This window comes from Adlercreutzia sp. ZJ304, assembly GCF_011039075.1.
GTDB lineage: Bacteria > Actinomycetota > Coriobacteriia > Coriobacteriales > Eggerthellaceae > Adlercreutzia_A.
Genome location: NZ_JAAKEG010000001.1, coordinates 157,110 through 176,268, shown reverse-complemented (window position 1 = coordinate 176,268; position 19,159 = coordinate 157,110). Strand labels below are relative to the sequence as shown.

Annotated in this window: 17 protein-coding genes; 3 read left to right on the top strand and 14 right to left on the bottom strand. The window is 46.2% G+C overall.

Annotated elements, in window-relative coordinates; all coding sequences use genetic code 11:
• Window positions 1-134 precede the first annotated feature (134 nt).
• Window positions 135-947: an MBL fold metallo-hydrolase gene (locus G7Y46_RS00885; RefSeq protein ID WP_165251740.1), complete on the top strand. Its 813-nt coding sequence runs from the start codon at window positions 135-137 to the stop codon at window positions 945-947.
• 99 nt (window positions 948-1,046) lie between these two features.
• Here the strand turns inward: G7Y46_RS00885 and pheT are convergent, their stop codons facing one another.
• The 7 genes from pheT to G7Y46_RS00850 form a co-directional block, all read right to left on the bottom strand.
• The gene (gene pheT / locus G7Y46_RS00880; RefSeq protein ID WP_165251738.1) at window positions 1,047-3,533 is read right to left on the bottom strand and encodes a phenylalanine--tRNA ligase subunit beta; all 2,487 of its coding nucleotides are present in this window, start codon (window positions 3,531-3,533) and stop codon (window positions 1,047-1,049) included.
• 9 nt (window positions 3,534-3,542) lie between these two features.
• The gene (gene pheS, locus G7Y46_RS00875; RefSeq protein WP_165251736.1) at window positions 3,543-4,604 is read right to left on the bottom strand and encodes a phenylalanine--tRNA ligase subunit alpha; all 1,062 of its coding nucleotides are present in this window, start codon (window positions 4,602-4,604) and stop codon (window positions 3,543-3,545) included.
• 131 nt (window positions 4,605-4,735) lie between these two features.
• A complete protein-coding gene (locus G7Y46_RS00870; protein ID WP_165251734.1) occupies window positions 4,736-5,824 on the bottom strand; it encodes a hypothetical protein in 1,089 nt (362 codons plus the stop codon).
• A 149-nt stretch (window positions 5,825-5,973) separates the two neighbouring features.
• A complete protein-coding gene (gene rsmD, locus G7Y46_RS00865; protein ID WP_165251732.1) occupies window positions 5,974-6,567 on the bottom strand; it encodes a 16S rRNA (guanine(966)-N(2))-methyltransferase RsmD in 594 nt (197 codons plus the stop codon).
• A gap of 22 nt (window positions 6,568-6,589) precedes the next feature.
• Window positions 6,590-8,791, bottom strand: coding sequence for an ATP-dependent DNA helicase RecG (locus G7Y46_RS00860; protein WP_241156990.1), 2,202 nt, complete (start codon window positions 8,789-8,791; stop codon window positions 6,590-6,592).
• Window positions 8,784-10,415, bottom strand: a complete 1,632-nt coding sequence (locus G7Y46_RS00855; protein WP_165251728.1) for a DAK2 domain-containing protein — start codon at window positions 10,413-10,415, stop codon at window positions 8,784-8,786. Before G7Y46_RS00855 ends, G7Y46_RS00860 begins: the two co-directional genes overlap by 8 nt.
• Before the next feature lie 39 nt (window positions 10,416-10,454).
• Window positions 10,455-10,802, bottom strand: coding sequence for an Asp23/Gls24 family envelope stress response protein (locus tag G7Y46_RS00850; protein ID WP_165060615.1), 348 nt, complete (start codon window positions 10,800-10,802; stop codon window positions 10,455-10,457).
• Between the two features lie 159 nt (window positions 10,803-10,961).
• Between G7Y46_RS00850 and rpmB the strand changes: the two genes are divergently transcribed.
• The gene (rpmB, locus tag G7Y46_RS00845; RefSeq protein ID WP_165060618.1) at window positions 10,962-11,153 is read left to right on the top strand and encodes a 50S ribosomal protein L28; all 192 of its coding nucleotides are present in this window, start codon (window positions 10,962-10,964) and stop codon (window positions 11,151-11,153) included.
• 845 nt (window positions 11,154-11,998) lie between these two features.
• On the opposite strand, the gene G7Y46_RS00840 is transcribed toward rpmB, so the two are convergent.
• From G7Y46_RS00840 to rpe, 5 genes are all read right to left on the bottom strand, one after another.
• Entirely contained in the window at window positions 11,999-12,718 is a 720-nt protein-coding gene (locus G7Y46_RS00840; protein ID WP_165251727.1) for a hypothetical protein, read from the bottom strand.
• A gap of 72 nt (window positions 12,719-12,790) precedes the next feature.
• Window positions 12,791-13,684: a Nif3-like dinuclear metal center hexameric protein gene (locus tag G7Y46_RS00835; protein ID WP_165251725.1), complete on the bottom strand. Its 894-nt coding sequence runs from the start codon at window positions 13,682-13,684 to the stop codon at window positions 12,791-12,793.
• A 34-nt stretch (window positions 13,685-13,718) separates the two neighbouring features.
• Window positions 13,719-14,534, bottom strand: coding sequence for a histidinol-phosphatase HisJ family protein (locus G7Y46_RS00830; RefSeq protein WP_165251723.1), 816 nt, complete (start codon window positions 14,532-14,534; stop codon window positions 13,719-13,721).
• A gap of 11 nt (window positions 14,535-14,545) precedes the next feature.
• Window positions 14,546-15,751, bottom strand: coding sequence for a cysteine desulfurase family protein (locus G7Y46_RS00825; protein ID WP_165251721.1), 1,206 nt, complete (start codon window positions 15,749-15,751; stop codon window positions 14,546-14,548).
• Complete coding sequence (gene rpe / locus G7Y46_RS00820; RefSeq protein ID WP_165251719.1) at window positions 15,748-16,443, bottom strand: ribulose-phosphate 3-epimerase; 696 nt, start codon at window positions 16,441-16,443, stop codon at window positions 15,748-15,750. The genes G7Y46_RS00825 and rpe overlap by 4 nt, the downstream gene beginning before the upstream one ends.
• Before the next feature lie 110 nt (window positions 16,444-16,553).
• Between rpe and G7Y46_RS00815 the strand changes: the two genes are divergently transcribed.
• Window positions 16,554-17,030 (top strand): methylated-DNA--[protein]-cysteine S-methyltransferase, encoded by a 477-nt coding sequence (locus G7Y46_RS00815; RefSeq protein ID WP_165251717.1) that lies wholly within the window; start codon window positions 16,554-16,556, stop codon window positions 17,028-17,030.
• A 271-nt stretch (window positions 17,031-17,301) separates the two neighbouring features.
• Here the strand turns inward: G7Y46_RS00815 and G7Y46_RS00810 are convergent, their stop codons facing one another.
• On the bottom strand, window positions 17,302-18,306 hold the full coding sequence (locus tag G7Y46_RS00810; protein WP_165060638.1) for an NAD(P)H-dependent glycerol-3-phosphate dehydrogenase: 1,005 nt from the start codon (window positions 18,304-18,306) through the stop codon (window positions 17,302-17,304).
• Entirely contained in the window at window positions 18,306-19,157 is an 852-nt protein-coding gene (plsY, locus tag G7Y46_RS00805; RefSeq protein WP_241155954.1) for a glycerol-3-phosphate 1-O-acyltransferase PlsY, read from the bottom strand. Before plsY ends, G7Y46_RS00810 begins: the two co-directional genes overlap by 1 nt.
• Window positions 19,158-19,159 lie beyond the last annotated feature (2 nt).

Below are 19,159 nucleotides of genomic sequence, written 5' to 3'. Positions count from 1 at the left end.
TATGGCACGACAACAAACGCACGTGTTGTGTGCATGCTTCGATTATTATAGCGACCACAGTGACCTATGTACTAGATTAGCACCAATTCTTTTCCTATATGCGGCTATAATCGGGCATAAAAGGAGGGTCTTTTATGGCAGATTACACTTTTACATTTATGGGAACCGCTGCAGGATGCGGAGTACCGTCTTTTTTCTGTGATTGTCCGGCATGCGAAGAAGCAAGAAATAATCCAAAGCTTGCGCGCGGAGACTGCGGGGCTATGGTGCGCAAAATAGGCAACAACGGTGTGCAATCCAGCCTAGCCATCGACACTCCACCCGATGCCCGCCACCAACTTCTGCGAGAAGGCATAAAGCAAGTTGACGAAATCTTATTTACTCATTGCCATTTCGACCATATAGGCGGACTTGGTGAATATGAATATCTCGTACAGCTAAAACGTGCAGGCGAAAAATTGCCAATTTATGCATCGCCTGAAGCGCTACAAGGCATAGTTGGCGAATTCCACTACATGGATTATTGCTTAGATTTTCACTCTTTAGAACCATTTGATTCGCATATATTCGATGGCGTGAAATATACAGCGCTTCCGGTAACGCATGCCCCGGGCACATACGGATACCTTATAGAAACAAACAATACCCGCCTGTTTTACGCATCGGACACAGGACCTCTTCCTCCTGAAACCACCGAGCGTATTCACGGCGTAGATATATTGGCTATGGATGCCACGTTTTGGAAACGAAATTGGAATCCGAACGACCACCACTCCATACAAGAATGCATAGCTGAGGGCTTCAGTCTTGACGCAAAAAAGATATATCTAACCCATATGTGCATGCACTACGACGAGCCAATAACCTATGCGCAACTAATTGAATATCTAAAACAATACGATGGTCGCGTAGAGCCAGCAATGGACGGGCTAACAATATCTATATAGAAAGATGCGCGCTATGTGCGAAAGCGGATGATGGAGCCAACGCTGCGCAGCTTCTGAGCGCAATCATTGGCTTTCACGCATAGCGCACATCAAAGCGAATTATCCTCTTACTTCACCGCCAGTTGCACCGACAACCTTATTCACTAGACGCTCGTGTGCGCGCTCTACTTCTTCACTTGTTAGCGTTCGATCGGCGGCGCGATACGTAAGCGTATAAGCCATCGATTTCTTCCCAACACCAACACGCTCATCATCGCGATACACATCGAACAGGCGCACATCTTCTAGTAGCTTACCACCAGCAGAATTCATAACCTGTACAAGTTTCTCGTGCGTAACATCTTCACCTACTACAAAATTCTGGTCTACCTCAATAGGCGGAAATGCTGGCACATCCACATATGGACGCGCCGATTGTGTAGATTTTTCCAGCGCATTCATGTCTAGTTCAAATGCAACCACAACAGTATCTATATCAAATTCTTTGCAGACAAGAGGATGGATTTCTCCAACCCATCCGACAACATTGCCCCCCGATAGCATCTCGGCAGCACGACCGGGTTGCAAATACGGCGCGCTTTCGCAATCAAGCGCGCGGAAACGCACTTTTGGCAATGCTAATTCATACGCAATACTTTCAAGCACGCCTTTTCCATCAAAGAAATCGAAAGAAGCGTATTCCACATTCCATGATTTATTTCCCATGGCACCCGCCATAACGCCTACTACTTTTGTGCGTTCCTTTGGCTTTTTGCGTCCTTCAGACGTAGAAAAAACAGTACCAATTTCATATAACTGCACATTATGAACGCCTCGGCTTAAGTTATACGATAGAGAGCGCATCAGACCCGGCAAAATAGTCTGGCGCATTATCGACTGATCGGAATTCAGTGGATTAAGCAGCTGAACTGCCATGCCAAGCGCATCTTCAGGTAAACGCAGACGCGCCATATCGCCAGGTTCAGCAAACGAATACGTCATAGTTTCATTCATGCCGCTAGCGCGCAGCACTTCATTCACTTTTGCACTTATCTCCTGAGATTTGGTACGCATACCAACACGCTTAGCACTAGCAGGCAAAGTAGGAGCCACTCGATCCATTCCCCAAAGACGCAAAACCTCTTCGTAAAGATCAATCTCGCGCTCGAGATCGGGGCGGAAAGTGGGTGAAACCACATCCAAAACATCATCGGTTGAATTTTCCACAGCACAGCCTAAACGACGAAGAGCATCTACGGCAAAGTCTTGCGGAATATCGGCACCAACAAACTCTTTGAAGCGCTGCATGCGGAATTTCAAATTCTTTGGCTGACTGACCTGCGGCCATTCATCAATATATCCGCATCCGCCTTTACCTAGCGGCACAACACTACCGCCTGCAACTTCAACCATTAGCGCAGCAGCGGCGGCAGAGCGCTCAATCATTTCGTGATCGTCTACGCCGCGCTCATAGCGCATCGAGCTTTCAGATATTAGCCCCAGATTACGACTTGTACGGCTTGTACGCCCAGCCTCAAATGTAGCTGCTTCTAGGAATATATCCACCGTATTATCGGTAACTTCACTACTAAGACCACCCATTACACCCGCCAAAGCAACAGCACCGGCGCTAGGTGTTGCTATTACGGTCATATCGCTTGTAAGCGTGCGCTCCTGCCCATCAAGCGTCGTTAATTTTTCGCCTTCTTTAGCTGCGCGCACAACCACATTTACGTCTCCGTTTGCATCAGCCAACTTGGCACAGTCGAATGCGTGCAGCGGCTGACCATACAAAAACAAGATATAGTTCGTTACGTCCACTATATTGTTGATAGAGCGCTGCCCTATGGCAGCCAGACGCTCAACCATCCAATCGGGTGACGGACCTATTTTGACACCCTTTATCAAGCGTGCAGTATAACGAGGGCAACGCTTTGCATCTTCAATAGATACAGTTACAGCATTTGCAGGTGCTTCGCCTTCTATAACAATCTTTGATGCCGCATCCGGCAGCGGATTTTTCCAATCAGTAGAATACATTGCGCCAACCTCGCGCGCCATACCGCATATAGACAGACAATCCGGACGATTTGGTGTTATCTCAAGGTCTAAGACAGTATCGCTTTTACCCATATATTCTGCGAAGGGAACACCTACAGGGGCATCTTGAGGAAGAATCATTATTCCATCATGATTATTTCCAAGACCAAGTTCGCGCTCGGAGCAATTCATTCCCATAGAAACAACACCGCGAAGTTTGCTCTTTTTTATCTTGATGTCGCCGGGAAGCTCAGCGCCTACCAACGCGCATACAATGTGATCGCCCTCGTTGAAATTTTGAGCCCCACACACAATTTGCAGCGGTTGCGGATTGCCAGAATCGTCTGTGTTATTTTGACCTACATCTACAAGACATACCCACATATGGTCTGAATCGGGGTGCTTTTGCTTGCTAACAATACGCGCAGTAACGATATTTGCAAAAGCATCGCCTACATGTTCAACACCCTCAACGCCCGTACCCGTAAGATCGAGCCTATCGCAAAAAGCTTGCAAATCTTGTGGTACGTTAACGTATTCGCTAAGCCATTTTAATGATACAAGCATATTTAACCCCTAAAACTGACGCAGGAAACGCATATCGCCTTCTAGCAGCATGCGCAAATCAGGTACGTTGTATTTCAAGCAGGCAATGCGCTCAACCCCTACACCAAACGCAAAGCCCGAATATATTTCAGGATCTATACCGCTCATTTGTAATACATTGGGATCTACCATGCCGCATCCCAATATTTCAAGCCAACCGGTGCCCTTACACATGCGGCACCCTTCGCCTGCGCATACACCACAGCTTACATCCACCTCGGCAGATGGCTCGGTAAACGGAAAATAATGCGCCCGAAAGCGTGTTTTACGATTGCTACCAAATATTTGTTTGCACATGTGGTCAAGCGTACCTTTTAAGTCGCCGAAAGTAATACCTTTATCGACCACCAAACCTTCTATCTGGTGGAATTGAGGTAAATGACTAGGGTCAGCCACATCTCGACGATATACCTTACCGGGCGCAATCATATATATAGGAAGGGGCTTATCTTCCATTGCATGCACCTGCGCTCCAGAAGTTTGCGTGCGCAACAACACATCGCTTTCTCCGCGTACTGCCGCCGAATCTCCAGACATATCGCGCACATAAAATGTATCCTGCATACTGCGACTTGGATGATCAGCCGGAGCGTTCAGCGCGGTAAAGTTGTAATAATCGGTTTCTACTTCTGGTCCAACACCTACGGTATATCCAAGACCTAAGAATATGTCTGACACCTCATCGATAATGCGATTTATAAGATGGCGCGAACCTATTTGCTGAGAGCGTCCGGGAAGCGTTATATCAACAGCACCCGCTTCTATACGTGCATCCATCTCTGCGACTTCTAAAACAGCCCTACGTGCATCTATTGCCTCTTCAACAGCCTGACGCGCAGCATTAACCGCTTTACCAACCTCAGCTCTTTCCTCTTTAGCAACATTACCCATGTTGCGAAGATAACCGGTCAAAGAACCCGATTTGCCCAGCACCGCAACGCGCACAGTTTCTAAATCTTGTAAGGTTGATGCATTTTCAACACTGGAAAGAGTGTCCTGTTCAAGTTTGCGCAGTTCATCTTTTAACGCCATGTAACAACCCAGCCTTCCGCAATATATGACAAACGAACCCAATGGCGCAAAGGCGCGCAGGTCCGAAATGTTTATGGATTCCTGTTTGGATAACTATAACGCAAGTGTGCGCCTGTAGCAGAATTTATCCGCTAAAGAATACGATACTTAACTTTTCTGTGCCCCCACTGAGCACATGTTGTGCAGTTAGGATCAAGCGCTTTCCATACTCCGGGTTGCAGATCTATCTCGCAGCCATATTTATCCATATTGCCGCAATCGTTCACTGTGGCATACACAACGCGCCCGTTCCATACTATCTCGGCAGTACGACCATAATACTTCCCGCGATTGCTCCAAGACATAGGAATAGCTATACCCATAGAATTATCGTCGCAAATAGAGCCATTAGCTGTAGTGCCGGGGTTTGGCGTATTTTTATCAGACCACCCGCCATATGCAGATGATACAACGGTGCGGTAATTTGCAACATCGCTAGGAGCAGTCTGTGTGTTAGCATTATTGTTATTGGTATTGTTGTTGTTCGGTTGGGTTTCGGTTTTTTCTTCGTTTGAGAGAGTGTTTTGCTCGGGCACATCTGCTTGTGGTGCCTTATTGTCTTCCTGCACGCCACCCCATATAAACTGATCTGCCTGTTTGCGCATTTGTTCAATGCGTGCATTGTTCTCTTCCACGCGCGCGCTAGCTTCCTCAACCACCTTAGTAGCTTCTTCGCGTTTTGTAGCCAACTCTTCTAGTTTCAAATTTTGTTCGTCTTTTTGCACGGTAAGTTCGTTGGAAATTTTTGTGAAACGCTCTTTCAGGTCTTTTTGAACCTCTATTTCTTCAGCCTGATGATCCATAATCTGGCTAATATAATTCATATTGCGCGTAAGTTCTGAAATATCGGATGAACCCATTAATACGTTTAACAAAGCAGATACAGAGCCACCGCGATATTCGTAAAGCACTGTTGTGCCTAGCGCTTTGCGACCCTCAATCATTTCCTGTTGAGCAGCAAGCACCTGATCGGCTAATTCGTCAATTTGCGACTGCAAAGCATTAACTTCAGAACTTAATTCATTGTATTCATTAGATATTTCATCGAGTTTAGCCTGTGCTGCATCAAGCACAGCATTAGGATCCTCGTCGGCAAATGCTATAGGAACAGGAGCGACACTCGCAGAAAACGCAAAGGCAACTGCGATTAGAATGCACATGCTTTTTTTAGCGAATGTCAAAGACAACCCTCTTCGCGTTCCCTTCCACTAGGTTGCATTTACATTGTGCACAAGTACAATACAGATAGTTGTCCATATTATCGTATTACGCAATATATTGTATCGAAAAAACACGGTTTAACTTTGATGAAGGCATTTCTGCTGTTCATTTATACGTATTCCAAGATATCTACTGCTATTTTTCCAAACTTTTTTCGCTTTATAGAAGCTAGCGGAAAGTTTAGCATCTGCAAAATGGCTTCTAAATTCACAGATGCATCGTGTTCGTAAGTTATCAGAGCATCCTTAGCAATAATACCCCGATTAACAAGAGTAACTATAGGCTCTAGCACATCGTGCGCATTGTAGGCATACGGCGGATCTAGAAACACCACATCAAATAAACCGAGTCCTGATAATTTCGACTCTAAATTGACAGCGTTTAGAGAATTTGCTTGTACAGTACACACATCAGAAGCGCCATATCCCAACGATTCAGCGTTTCCCTGTACTATTTTTATGGCTTTAAAGTCTTGCTCCACAAAACAGGCAAACGCCGCGCCGCGCGACATTGCCTCTAAACCTAGCGCGCCCGACCCTGCATAAGCATCTAGCACACGCGCCCCATCTAAACCATCGCGTAAACTGACAATGCTGCTAAAAAGCGATTCGCGAACACGATCGGTTGTTGGACGAGCAACCGAATCGGGTGCCTTTATACGGCGAGAGCCATGTATTCCCGCTATGATACGTATATCACCCATTTTGCACCTTCTCTGAGATAAACTAGCCACCTATTACTGCGTATTCGTATTGTTCTCCAGTGAAAATAGATCGCATTTCGCGCGCTAGAGCCGCATTTTCGCTATCCTGCAAATACGGATCAGCTTGCAAAATAGCCGCAGCACTATTATGCGCTTCTTCTATCATAGCCGCATCGCGTATTACATTCACAAGTTTAAGCGCAGATGCACCAGATTGTCTGTTGCCTAAGATATCACCTTCGCGGCGCATAGCTAAATCTTCTTCAGCAAGTTCAAAACCATCATCGGTGCGCTGCAAAGCCGATAAACGCGCAATTGCCCCTTCCTTCTTAGAGGCGGAAACCAAAAACACCTGACCGGGCTTATCGCCACGACCAACGCGCCCACGCAATTGATGAAGCTGCGACAACCCGAATCTATCGGCATCCTCAATTATCATAACCGTTGCATTGGGAACATCTATACCCACTTCTACTACCGTAGTGGTAACTAAAACATTGACCTCGCCATTCGCAAAGCGCTGCATAACTGCACGCTTTTCATCTGAGGGCATACCACCATACATTAGCTCTACACGGTAATCAGGAAATACGTTTCTGCTAAGAAAAGATGCTTCCTCAACAGCCGCTGTAAGAGACGCATCTGGATCACCGTGTGCGCCTTCGATAGTAACTTGTGGGTAAAAATCAAAATCGTCTTCATCGTGGGAATGTCGCTGCGCTGCCTCGTTGCGCTCTTGTGTGTTCAATCCGACCAGTGGACACACCACATACACCTGCTGACCTTGTGCTAGCGCCTCTTTAGCCGCATCGTATGCTTTACCCCTGTCGCTTCGAGAAAGCACGTAAGTCTGCCTACCTGAACCCGTTTTTGGTCTATCTTTTATATAAGATAAAGTCATATTGCCGAAAAGCGCAAGCGCCATAGTACGCGGAATAGGTGTAGCTGTCAGATAAAGAGCATCGGGCGCTGCGCCTTTCGACAATAAACTAGCACGCTGATCTACACCAAAGCGCTGCTGCTCATCAATAACCACCAATGTACAATTTGCAGGCACTACATCATCTTCCATAAGTGCATGCGTTCCTATAAGCACATCTAAATTTCCCGACGATAAGTCGTTCAAAATACGCATGCGATCATTTGATGAAGTAGAGCCAGTTAGCAAGCCTACACGTATACCCACACATGCAAACAGATCTCCTAAAGTGCGCGCATGCTGCTCTGCCAAAACCTCGGTAGGAGCCAACATAAGCACCTGACCACCAGAATCTACCGCAGCAGCCATACCAAATGCAGCCACTACCGTTTTGCCTGTTCCAACATCGCCTAAAATCATGTGGTTTGCCAAGCTAGGCTTCGACATAACATGCAGCAAATCGCGCTTTGCCTTCTCCTGTCCTGCACTCAGCTCAAACGGCAACGCATCCGAAAGCTGCAACACGCGCTTACCATTAATTGTGTGCGAACACGGCACTAGCCCCTCTGCCCTCTTCGCGCTTTCAGTCATCATTAATAACTGCACATACAGCAACTCTTCAAACGCTAATCTGCGCCGCGCCTGCGCAGCTTCTTGCATTGTATGGGGAAAATGTACACAGCGAAGCGCCGTTTGTCGCGACATAAGACGATACTTCTGGCGAAGTTCGAGCGGAAGCGGGTCTAGCGCACCTGAGGTAATTTGCAAAGCTGAACGTATTAAAGAGCGCATTTGTTTTTGACTTATACCGCCACCAGTAGGATGAACAGAAAGTATAAGCCCACTAACTTCTCCTTGCACATGCTCAATTATTGGATTTGTCATACGCTTGAAACCGTAATCAAATTCCACTTTCCCCGATAAAGCCACACGCTCTCCTGCATGCAGCTTATCTTTCAACCAAGGCTGATTGAATGCAGTAACGATTATTACACCGGTTTCATCAATGACAGAAATTTCAACTAACTTCAACCGAGGCTTCGGCTTTTTTAGTTTTACTTCATGCACAACACCCGCAATGGTAGCCATGCGCCCAATAGGTGCTTCAGCCACTTTACAGACACAGCTCATATCTATGTAGCGCCGTGGAAAATTCTGCAGCAAATCGCGCACGCGCCGCATACCCATACGCTGTAATTCACAAGCACGTTTAGAACTAACCCCCGCTACCGAAGTTATCGACTCATCGAAAGCAAGCGTTGCTCTAAGACGGATATCGGACGGTCTTGCAGAGGTGTTACTCAAGCGAAAGAACCATCGGGTAAAGCGGTTGATCGCCGCGCTGAGCATCTACTTCTAATTCGCAGTAAGCATCTTCTATGCGCTTGGCTATGCTGTGTAATTCGTTATCGGTCATAGCATCGCCCGCAAGCAATGTGCACGTATCGTAATCATCGGCATTCATTTTTGCCAAAAGATCCATTATGACATTTGCTACATCGCTGCCAACGGCGCAAATAGAGCCATCGGATATGCCGATAACATCACCTGTTTTTATGGGGTTGCCATCGGCATCTTTTGAATCTTTCACAGCGGTAGTTACCTCACCAGTTAGCACATCTGCCGCGGCTTCGCTCATAGCTTCTATGTTTTCCTCTAACCCAACTTCAGAATCTAGCGCAAACATAGCACCAAACGCTTGCGGAACACTCTTAGTGGGAACAACGCCACAAGACTTATCGGACAGCTCGCAGGCACTATGAGCTGCCATTATTATGTTTGAATTGTTAGGCAGGAAAACAACAGCATTCGCATTTACTGAATTTGCAGCATCCAGCAAATCTTTTGTAGATGGATTCATGGTCTGTCCGCCGGACACCACTTTATCCACACCTAAGCTTTTAAGTATTTCTACATTACCGCTGCCGTTCGCAACAGCCACAACACCAATAGGTTTGCGCTCTGTCACCTCTTCATTAGCAATCTTTTTCGCGCGATCCGCCGACTGCAATTCCATGTTATGAATATGCACTTCAGATATCTGACCGCAATTTAAGAAATACTCAAGAACTTTATTCGGCTCGTTAGAATGCACATGAACCTTGAATTTCGGTGTAGAGCCCACGCACAATTCACAATCGCCCATAGTTGCCAAGAAATCTAAAGCATCAGAGATATCTAACGTATCAGAATCGACCAAAAATTCGTTGCAATAGCGGAAGTTAGCATCTTCCCAATCGTTAATTTGCTCTATCTCAACTTTAGGAGCTGCATCTGACTGAATACCAAACGCAATACCTACAGGCTCGCCCTTTCCAAGCAAAGATGCCATAAAAGCGTCAAACAGAATTGCAAGCCCAAACCCACCGGCATCCACTACACCATTTTCTTTCAAAACTGGAAGAAAATCGGGTGTGCGCTGCACAGACGCATACGCTTCAGCCACTATAGCCTCTAGCGCATCATCTATTGTAAGGCGGTCTTCATGTGCCTTTGCAGCAGCTGCGGCACTATCGCGAAGAACTGTAAGGATAGTACCCTCAACTGGTTTACGGACAGCTTGAAAGGCAACCTCTTCAGCCTTCGCAAAAGCATTGTGCAAAACTTCAGTAGAAAGCTTAGTGTGACCCACAGTGCCTTCGCAAAAGCCGCGCAATATTTGCGACGTTATAACGCCAGAATTACCGCGCGCACCCATAAGAGCGCCAGTTGTTATAGCCTTCAATACTTCAAGATTATTAGCATCGGCGGAAAGTGACTGTATATTATCAACTACGCTTTTTATGGTAAGCGACATGTTTGTGCCCGTATCTCCATCGGGCACAGGAAACACATTTAGCCTATTAACTTCTTCTTTGCGTTCCTCTAGCACGCGACTAGCGAAAGCAATAGCGGAAAGCATCTGCTGCGGTGAATATGTGGTGGGCATCTGTATGAAGCTCCTTTTTATTGTATTACAGTAGACGGATTAACCTCGCACTTTAACATCTTGTACGTGCACTTCTACATCTTTCATGGGCACGCGAGCATATTCCTTCAATGCAAAAGCTACCTGATCGCGTAGGTTTTGAGAAACCGTCTGGATGTTGGTGCCGTATTCAATAACAACGTAAAGATCTACTTTCACGCCATCATCTTCTGGTGTTACTACAACCCCACGGCGTAAACGCGATTTTGGAAGTATCTTAGCAATGCCGTCTACAGCATTAGGTGCCGTCATACCAACAACACCGTAGCATTCCATAGCAGCGTTTCCAACTATATCCGCCAACACGTCGTTCGCAACGTGCAGATTCCCTTGAATAACCTCAGCCATTAGGCTCCTTCCTATAGGATGCGCAACAATATGGCGCTGGCATGTCGCTTTTCAGATAAGTATAGCGGAAAATCTTACACTGTTGGGCGTTATGCTGTGCTATAGTTGTACAGCTATCGACAAGACGGCTTAAATGCCATGCGCTTATAGGAGAAGAACATGTCACAGGTTTGCGAAGTTTGCGGTAAGCACCCAGTTGCAGGTCGCAGCATTAGCCACTCGCATAGGGTAAGCAATCGCGTTTTCCGTCCGAATGTACAAAAAATTACTATTCGTGATGCTAAAGGCAAAGTGCGCAAAGCACATGTCTGCACCAGCTGCATGAAGGCAGGAAAAGTAGAGCGCGCATAGCTCTCGCGTAAATACAGCATTAAAAAAGGACCCGCAGGTCCTTTTTTATTTGCCAATAGTAATCAGCAGACATATAGGCAAAAAGTGTGTAAAAGTTTATGCTGTTTTCCCTGTTCAGATACCAAATAGATGCCTCTGAAGTCGATGCTGCTCGACTTTCATATAGGCAAAAAAGTGTGTAGGATTCTCACTTGACATCCCTGTTCAGGTAAGCTTTTTCCAAGAAAAAGTCAGTTATGGACAGAGGTGAGCAGTGTCTATCTCAAAATGCAGCATTTGCGGCAGCAAAATGTCAAAGAACAAATTCACTAAAGCAGGAAAGCAGAGGTAGAGATGCACCTTGTTCGGAGGCTCTAGTGCTAGGAAAAACGATACCTCCGCAAGATAGCTTAAAGTGTTTGTTGGATGGCTTTTGGGTAAACTCTCAACACCTTGACGCTAGATTACGATTCAACTCATCCGCATACTAGTTCAAAAAAGTTAGAAAAATGGTCAAAACTTCCAGCTTTCCATGGTTATAGCGTCACATAGCTAACTTGAATTGTGGAGAACACTGGGCAAACAGGGTTCTTCAATTCTATTTTGATTCGTAATTGGCGTAATTTGGCATTATAGACTGTGGAAAGTCGGAAGTTTTGACCATTTTTCGCCTAAAAAGTGACGAAGGCAACACACGGTCTGGTTTGGTCAGAGTTCCACAACAGCACTCCTTATCCATTGGCGATGGACTGAGCCTTACACACTTTTTTGTCTATATACCAATCAGCAAAACCAGAAAGGCGAAGCGAGAACTGCACAGCTTCTAAACGTAGCCTCTTTCAATTTTGATACATTCAATGCATGTTCTAGCGAATAATAAGCAAGCGACTACACGATGGGCAAATTCCAAGCGGCGCTTGATTTCGCAAATCAATCAAACGACCACCCTCTATCGCAGAGCGGCACACACCACAACGATTCTCTTGCAATTCGCCTATTGCAATACCCTTGAGCCTCTCGGCAATTTTGCGATATTTCTCCACTAGAGAACCATCTATGCTTGTAAAAAGCAAATCGCGCTGCCGCTCTAAGTCTATTGCTTTTTGCTGAATAGCCCCACCTTCACGTCTATATTCCTCAACGGTTTGAGCCTCTATACGCTCTACGCTTTGAATAGCATTTGAAACCTGCGCTTCTAAAGCAGATATTTTTGCCAGTTCAGCTTCAATTTCTGCCCTGTTCTCAGACAGAGTATTTCTGCGCTTTGCTATACCGGCAAGTTCTTTTGAGCGAGCTTCAATGTTGCGGTAGTCTCCGCCTGCAGCATCTATGGCAGCCTGAACACCTCGCTCTTTTTTTACAAGCGATTCATCCTCATCGCACACGCGAAGCAATCGCTTAGTAGCATCTTTTTTCAGAGCGCCAATCTGGTCTGCCTTCTTTTGCAATTCAGTACGCTTGGTCCGCGCGTTTGCAATAACCTTAGGCTGGGGTAATTCTGTAAGCTGCTTTTTCAGATTATATAACTCAAGATCGTACTTCTGAACTTCTAGCAGGCGATCGAGGTCATCTATTTTTGCTTCCATAAGCGATTCCTTATCGAACGGTTTAGTGCTAACTATACGGCAATTCCAAGTGATATTTCGAAACGAATTTACCTATAAACGAATAGCCTCGGGATAAGCCCAGTTACTAGACTGATCTACTATAAGGATAGAATCGCGACTGATACCAGCATGAGCCACAGAATCAGCCAACACAGCCACTAACGGAAGCTCGCTTAAATCGTGTCCTAGCTCTATAACGGCAACACCTGCCTGCGACAAAGCAAGGGCATCATGGTACTTCAATTCACCGCAAATAAGACATTGAACATTGGCTTTAATGCATGCCTCTACTATATTGCTAGCACTACCACAAGCTGTAACAACAGTTTCTACTCCGGCATTAAAATCGCCCCAGATGCGCGGCGCACGCCCAAATACAGATGTGCAACGAGCACCCAGCTGACCAAGTGTTACAGCCTTTCCATCTTGCTTCAAAACAGTGCAAATCTGCCCATATCCTTTACGCTTACTAGTAGCTATAGGCTGTAAAACTTTGCCTTTGTAATCGAGGTTCAGCATAGCAGGTAGTGCTTTTTGCGCTTTATTGCTTACATCTAAGGCAGTATGAAAACACATAAGCGCCACTCCGTTTCTAGCAGCGGCATACACCGCAGCTCCGGGTGATATAGCACACGATACTTCAGGTGCAAATGTAGCAGGCGCTTCAATATAGGCAGGATGATGCGTAACTAGCACCTGAGCTGAGCATGATGCAGCTTGAAGTATTGCAGGAACCGTAGGATCTAGCGCTACAGCCACCTTAGTGACAGGAATAGCACCTTCCCCTACATAGATGCCTGTGGTGTCCCAAGATTCAGCATCAACGTCGGGAAATTCTTTCAAAAGCGCTGCTTCAAGCGAAGCTACAGTAACCCGTTTTGCTTGCTTAGCCGGAAGCGGTGTTTTGCGTTTCTGAATAGCCTCAGTAGTTGTACTTTTTGCCATTTGAATCGCTCCTTCTTGCGCGTAGATATATTAGTTATTCTATAGGGATAATACGCCTATCGCCGCCTTGTGTAACAACGGTGACGTAACGGTAACCAGCATCATACATAAGTCTATAAGCTTTCTCTATGTCGCGCGCTACATACTTAGGATCGTGCGCATCGCTGCCTACGGTGCACGGAACACCAGCACGACAAAATTGTTGCAGCAACGCAGGAGCTGGAAAAATTTCCGCACAAGCATAGTAAGCACCCGAAGTGTTAACTTCCACCATACGATCGCCCGCACAAGCCGCCTCAGCCATTCGCTCGTACATAGGCTGCAAATTAAATGAAGGATAGTATGCAAACTTCTTTGCTAAATCGGGATGCGACATTACGTCGAAGCGCAAAGATGTATCAGCCGCAGCTTCACACCACAAATCGACGTAGCGCTGCCATATTCGATCAGCCTGCCCTTCTTCTTCCCAAACGCTGCGCTGATCTGGATCATCAAATGCCCAGCGATCTACAAAATGCACCGAGCCTAACACAATATCGAATCGGCTAAGATCGGCTGTTGTTATATCTCTGTCTTCATCGGCACCCAAATAATCTAGTTCCACGCCAAGCAATATGTCCAAATCTGGATTCTCCCTGCGCGCATCTAATACGGCTTGCTCATAAAGTGGCATATCCTGCGGCAGAACCGATAAATATTCTTTCGGATCAAATGCTGGAGTTAATGGATAGTGGTCAGTGAAAGCTAGCGTAGTAAGACCAGAGCGTTTTGCCGCCTCAACATATTCGTTAATTTCCCCCGCTCCATGCCCGCAATATTTTGAATGACAATGAGTATTTACAAGTTGCATAGCAAAACCACCTAAGATCGCATCCAATGTATAACTTTTGGAAGAGCTTGCAAAAACGCCTCCACATCGTTTTCAGTAGTAGTGCGCCCCATAGATACACGTAGCGCACAACGGGCATCGTCGCTAGATATTCCCATAGCGCGTAGAACATGGCTTGGCTCTAGCGACTGCGAAGAGCAGGCACTACCGCCAGAAACTGCTATGCCAAGCGAATCGAAGCGCAGAACAAGAGTTTCACTTTCTATGCCGGGAATTATCATATTAACGATATTTGGTAAATAGTCTAAAGAAGCCGGCTTTATTTGAACCGTAGGAATGACTGTATCCATAGACGCTATAGCACTATAAATCTTATCGCGCAGATGCATAAGACGCGCCGACTCTGCAGCCTGCATACTAATAGCAGCTTTGCACGCAGCGGCAAAAGCTGTGGCACCGCAAACATTTTGCGTACCGCTGCGCCGCTTGTTTTCCTGACCTCCCCCAAGCGCCTGAGGTGCAAATGGTGTTCGCGCCTTTAAATACAGAGCGCCCACACCCTTCATTGCCCCTATTTTATGCGCCGAAAAAGAAGCTGCATCCACACCCCATTCGTGGAGATTTATCATTTGCTTGCCTAGCGCCTGCGTAGCATCGGTATGAAAAAACGCGCCTACGGAATGCGCAATAGCAGCCAGTTCACGCACGGGCTGAATAGCACCAACTTCCGAATTAGCCACCTGAACAGAAACGAGAATGGTATTTTCACGAATTGTGCGCTGTAGGGCATGCGCATCTATAAAGCCATTGCGTGTTGGCTTCAAATATTCAACTTGAAAACCTAGCTTAGACAGCTTGTCAGCCGCCTGTAATACAGCGTCGTGTTCAATAACAGAAACAATGATATGCCCCGAAAAAACACCTGCTTGCGCATGGTTGCGACGTTCAGCTTCAGCATGAGCAATTCCTATTAGCGCAGCATTATCGGCCTCGGTGGCTCCAGATGTGAAAATAATCTCATCTGGTCTTGCTCCTAAGTCTTTAGCAATTTGTCTGCGAGCATCTTCTAGCGCACGATATGCCACACGTCCTGCTGTGTATAGCGTATTGGCGTTCGCGTTAAGAGGCATGCCGCCCATACCCGAGCGCAAATATGGCTGCATAGCAGATAGCGCTTCTTCGCAAAGCGGAGATGTAGCAGCATAATCTAAGTAAATGAAATCCGCTGTATCGCTCATAAATTGAGCGCCTCCAAGCGAGCCGCTTCGCCAACTTCCTGAATTGCTTTTAAGGAAGCCGCCGGATCGGGCTGCGCAAACACAGCATTTCCGCACACCAGTAAGTCAGCTCCTTCAGCGCACACTAAAGGAGCAGTAGTCTTTCCTATTCCGCCATCTACCTGAATAAGAGGGCTACAACCCGCAGCATTAGACATACGTACAACTTCAGCCACTTTTGCATCGGTACCCTCGATGTAGCTTTGACCCGAAAAACCCGGCTCTACGCTCATTACCAGCACCATATCTAGCTCTTTTATAACAGGCTTCAATACACTTGTCGGTGTAGCTGGCTTAATAGCTACAGCCGCCAAAACGCCACCTTCATGCATAATCTGCACCGCGCGGCACAACCCATCTAAGTCAAGCGTTTCAGCATGGACAGATATCATGTCGCACCCGGCATCTAAAAACCATGGCAGCTGTTCAAGGGGATTATCTATCATAAGGTGTACATCTAAGGGCACATTTCCGCGCTGCCGCAGTTGTTTTACCACAGGCACACCCATCGTCAAGTTCGGAACAAAATGCCCATCCATAACATCAATATGTATGAATCCGGCACCAGCGTTTACAACCGTATCAACCTCTTGACCTAAGCGTGTAAAGTCGGCTGAAAGTATTGACGGACATATCTTTACAGACTGAAACACAGTGCACCCCTTTATCGCCTGTCGCTTTTTCCATTCTAGCTTATGTATTGCAAACAAAGAGTGAACATATTGCTATGAGATATAATCATCAGGAAGTTAGGAGAATGTGTATGAATCGCGCTCCACAGCGAAACTTCTTCATCTACCGAACCGAATACGGATCGGTATCTATTGGTGCGTATAAAGATAATATATGTCGCATGGTATTAGGCAATCAATTGCTAGAAGGCGAAAAGCGACCTAGTGCCGTAACAAACAAATGCGCAAATCAATTGATGGAATATTTTTCAGGAAAGCGCACCGTATTCGATGTGCCAATTTTGCTAGAAGGTAGCGATTTTCAACTAAAAGTTTGGAATCGCATTTTACAAATTCCATATGCCCAAACATGCACAGCAACAGATGTGGCGCAATTAATAGGACACCCGAAAGCAAGCAGCGCAGTTGGTAGCGCAATACGACAAAATCCACTTGTGATACTAGTGCCAGCTCATCGAGTAGTCGCCACAAGCGGTCGCATTGAAGCGAACGATAAAAATGCTCAACTTCGCCGTGCTTTCCTAGAATTAGAGCGCCGATACGCTTAGTTCTGCAATGTTTTCAGCATCGTAACGAGGTTTAATCTTAAAGTTAACCGAGTGAATATATGCGCCAATTTTGACAGCGACCAAGCTAATATTAACTTGCCAAAACAAGAGCGCAAAAGCAGAAAGTATTGCTGGAGGACTGCCTACTGATTTACCCGTGAATCCTCTTCTCCTCCAAACCTTGTTTGGCAGTCCAAAGCAGGTGCGCTAGGCGCACAAAGCGGGCTCGTTGGTTTTTCTCCCCTTATCGCCAACGGGCCCGCATATATTTCTAAAGCCCATAAATTTCGTCTTTTAAAGGTCTATCTATAAGAATGCGCGCCTCAGATTCTGGTATAGCTCCATTCCAAATAATATTGCGCACAGCATCAGTTAGAGGCAAATCTACCGCATGGCGCGTTTGAAATGCTTGTAGAGTTTTACAAGCCTGTGCACCCTCTACAACCATATGTGTATCAGTTTCAAAATCGGAAAGACTACGACCGCAAGCTAAGTAATACTGCCCAAATTTGCGATTTCTTGAATGATTAGAAGTGCAAGTAACAACCATATCGCCTGCACCAGCAAGCCCCATACATGTAAGTGCTTCTCCCCCACATGCTACAACCATGCGACTCATCTCCGCCAGCCCGCGCGTCATTATCATAGCTGCCGTATTATCGCCATAACCTAGTCCATAAGATATTCCTACAGCTATGGCTATCACATTCTTGAAAGCGCCACAAAGTTCCACGCCTATAACATCGTCTGTTGTATAGGTACGAAACGCATCCGTAGCAAAAAGATCGCGGAAAAAACCGGCGGTGGTTTCATTAATAGATGCGCATACCGCCCCGCTAGGCACACCGCGAACAACTTCTTCAGCATGTGTCGGACCAGAAAGGACCGCTAAACGACTAGGATTTCCCAATACGTCACCCAGCATGTCTGTTGCTAGAATTCCTTTGTCCCCCTCAACTCCCTTAGAACAAATAACCACGGGAAGTTGCTCGGAAATGTAAGGGCATATTTTTTCTGCAGCATTGCGCAAATATCGCGAAGGTGTGACCATTACAGCTGCTATTGCATCTTGCAGAGCAGCTTGCAAATTTGTAGTAGCCACCACATTAGGCAAAAGCGACACATTGCCCAAATAAAGTGAATTTACGTGCTTGGTGTTAATTTCCCCAGCCTGCTCTTGTCTGCGGCAACACAGAGCAACTTCATACCCCTTACTAGCCAAAAGCTGCGCTAGTGCCGTTCCCCACGACCCAGCGCCAATAACAGCAACGCGCATTATTGCTGCTCCTTTCGCTTATCGGTGTTTCCCGATTTTTCAGCAGCTTGCGCCCTTTTCTTTGCGCGACGTTCTTCCTCTCTGCGTTGGCTGCGCGGCTTTAGTGCCTCAATCTGATCTTCCATCCGTTTTGCGTTATTGCTAGATTTTCCAAAACGCGGTTCATCGCCATTTAGTAGGCGCTTTATATTGCCGCGATGCGCCCATATAACCAATAATGCAGCAATGGAAATAAACACAGCCGCAAACCAGCAATTCCAGCATATCCATACAGCGATAAACGGACATACTACAGCCGCAGCAATAGAGCCCACCGAAACCTTTCGAGAAATTGCAACACCAACAATAAATACAGCTAAATCGATTAGCGCCCCTATTGGAGTTAATGCAAAAAACTCGCAGCCAAACGCCACCGATATGCCTTTACCGCCGTGAAATTTCAACCAAGGACTAAATATATGTCCAACAACGCAACCCAAAAACGCTACCGATGCACATAGCAAGTTCACCTGATCGGAATATACCGCAGCATTTGCAGTAACAACATTTCCTGACATAATTGCAAATATTCGAATTGCATCACTTGTAAAATTGTTTGCAATTATTTCACCAAAGACAAACCACGCTAAAGCACCAGCGGCTATTCCTTTTCCCATGTCTAATACAAAAACCGCAATTCCACCTTTAGCGCCCATTGCACGCACGGCATTCGTGGCTCCTATATTGCCTGAACCTTGCTTTCTAATGTCAGTCTTAAAAAATACCTTGGAAATAATAAGACCCCAAGGAATAGACCCCAAAAGATAGCTAATTACGAATAGTAATAAAAGCAACAATAAAACTGACATCATAG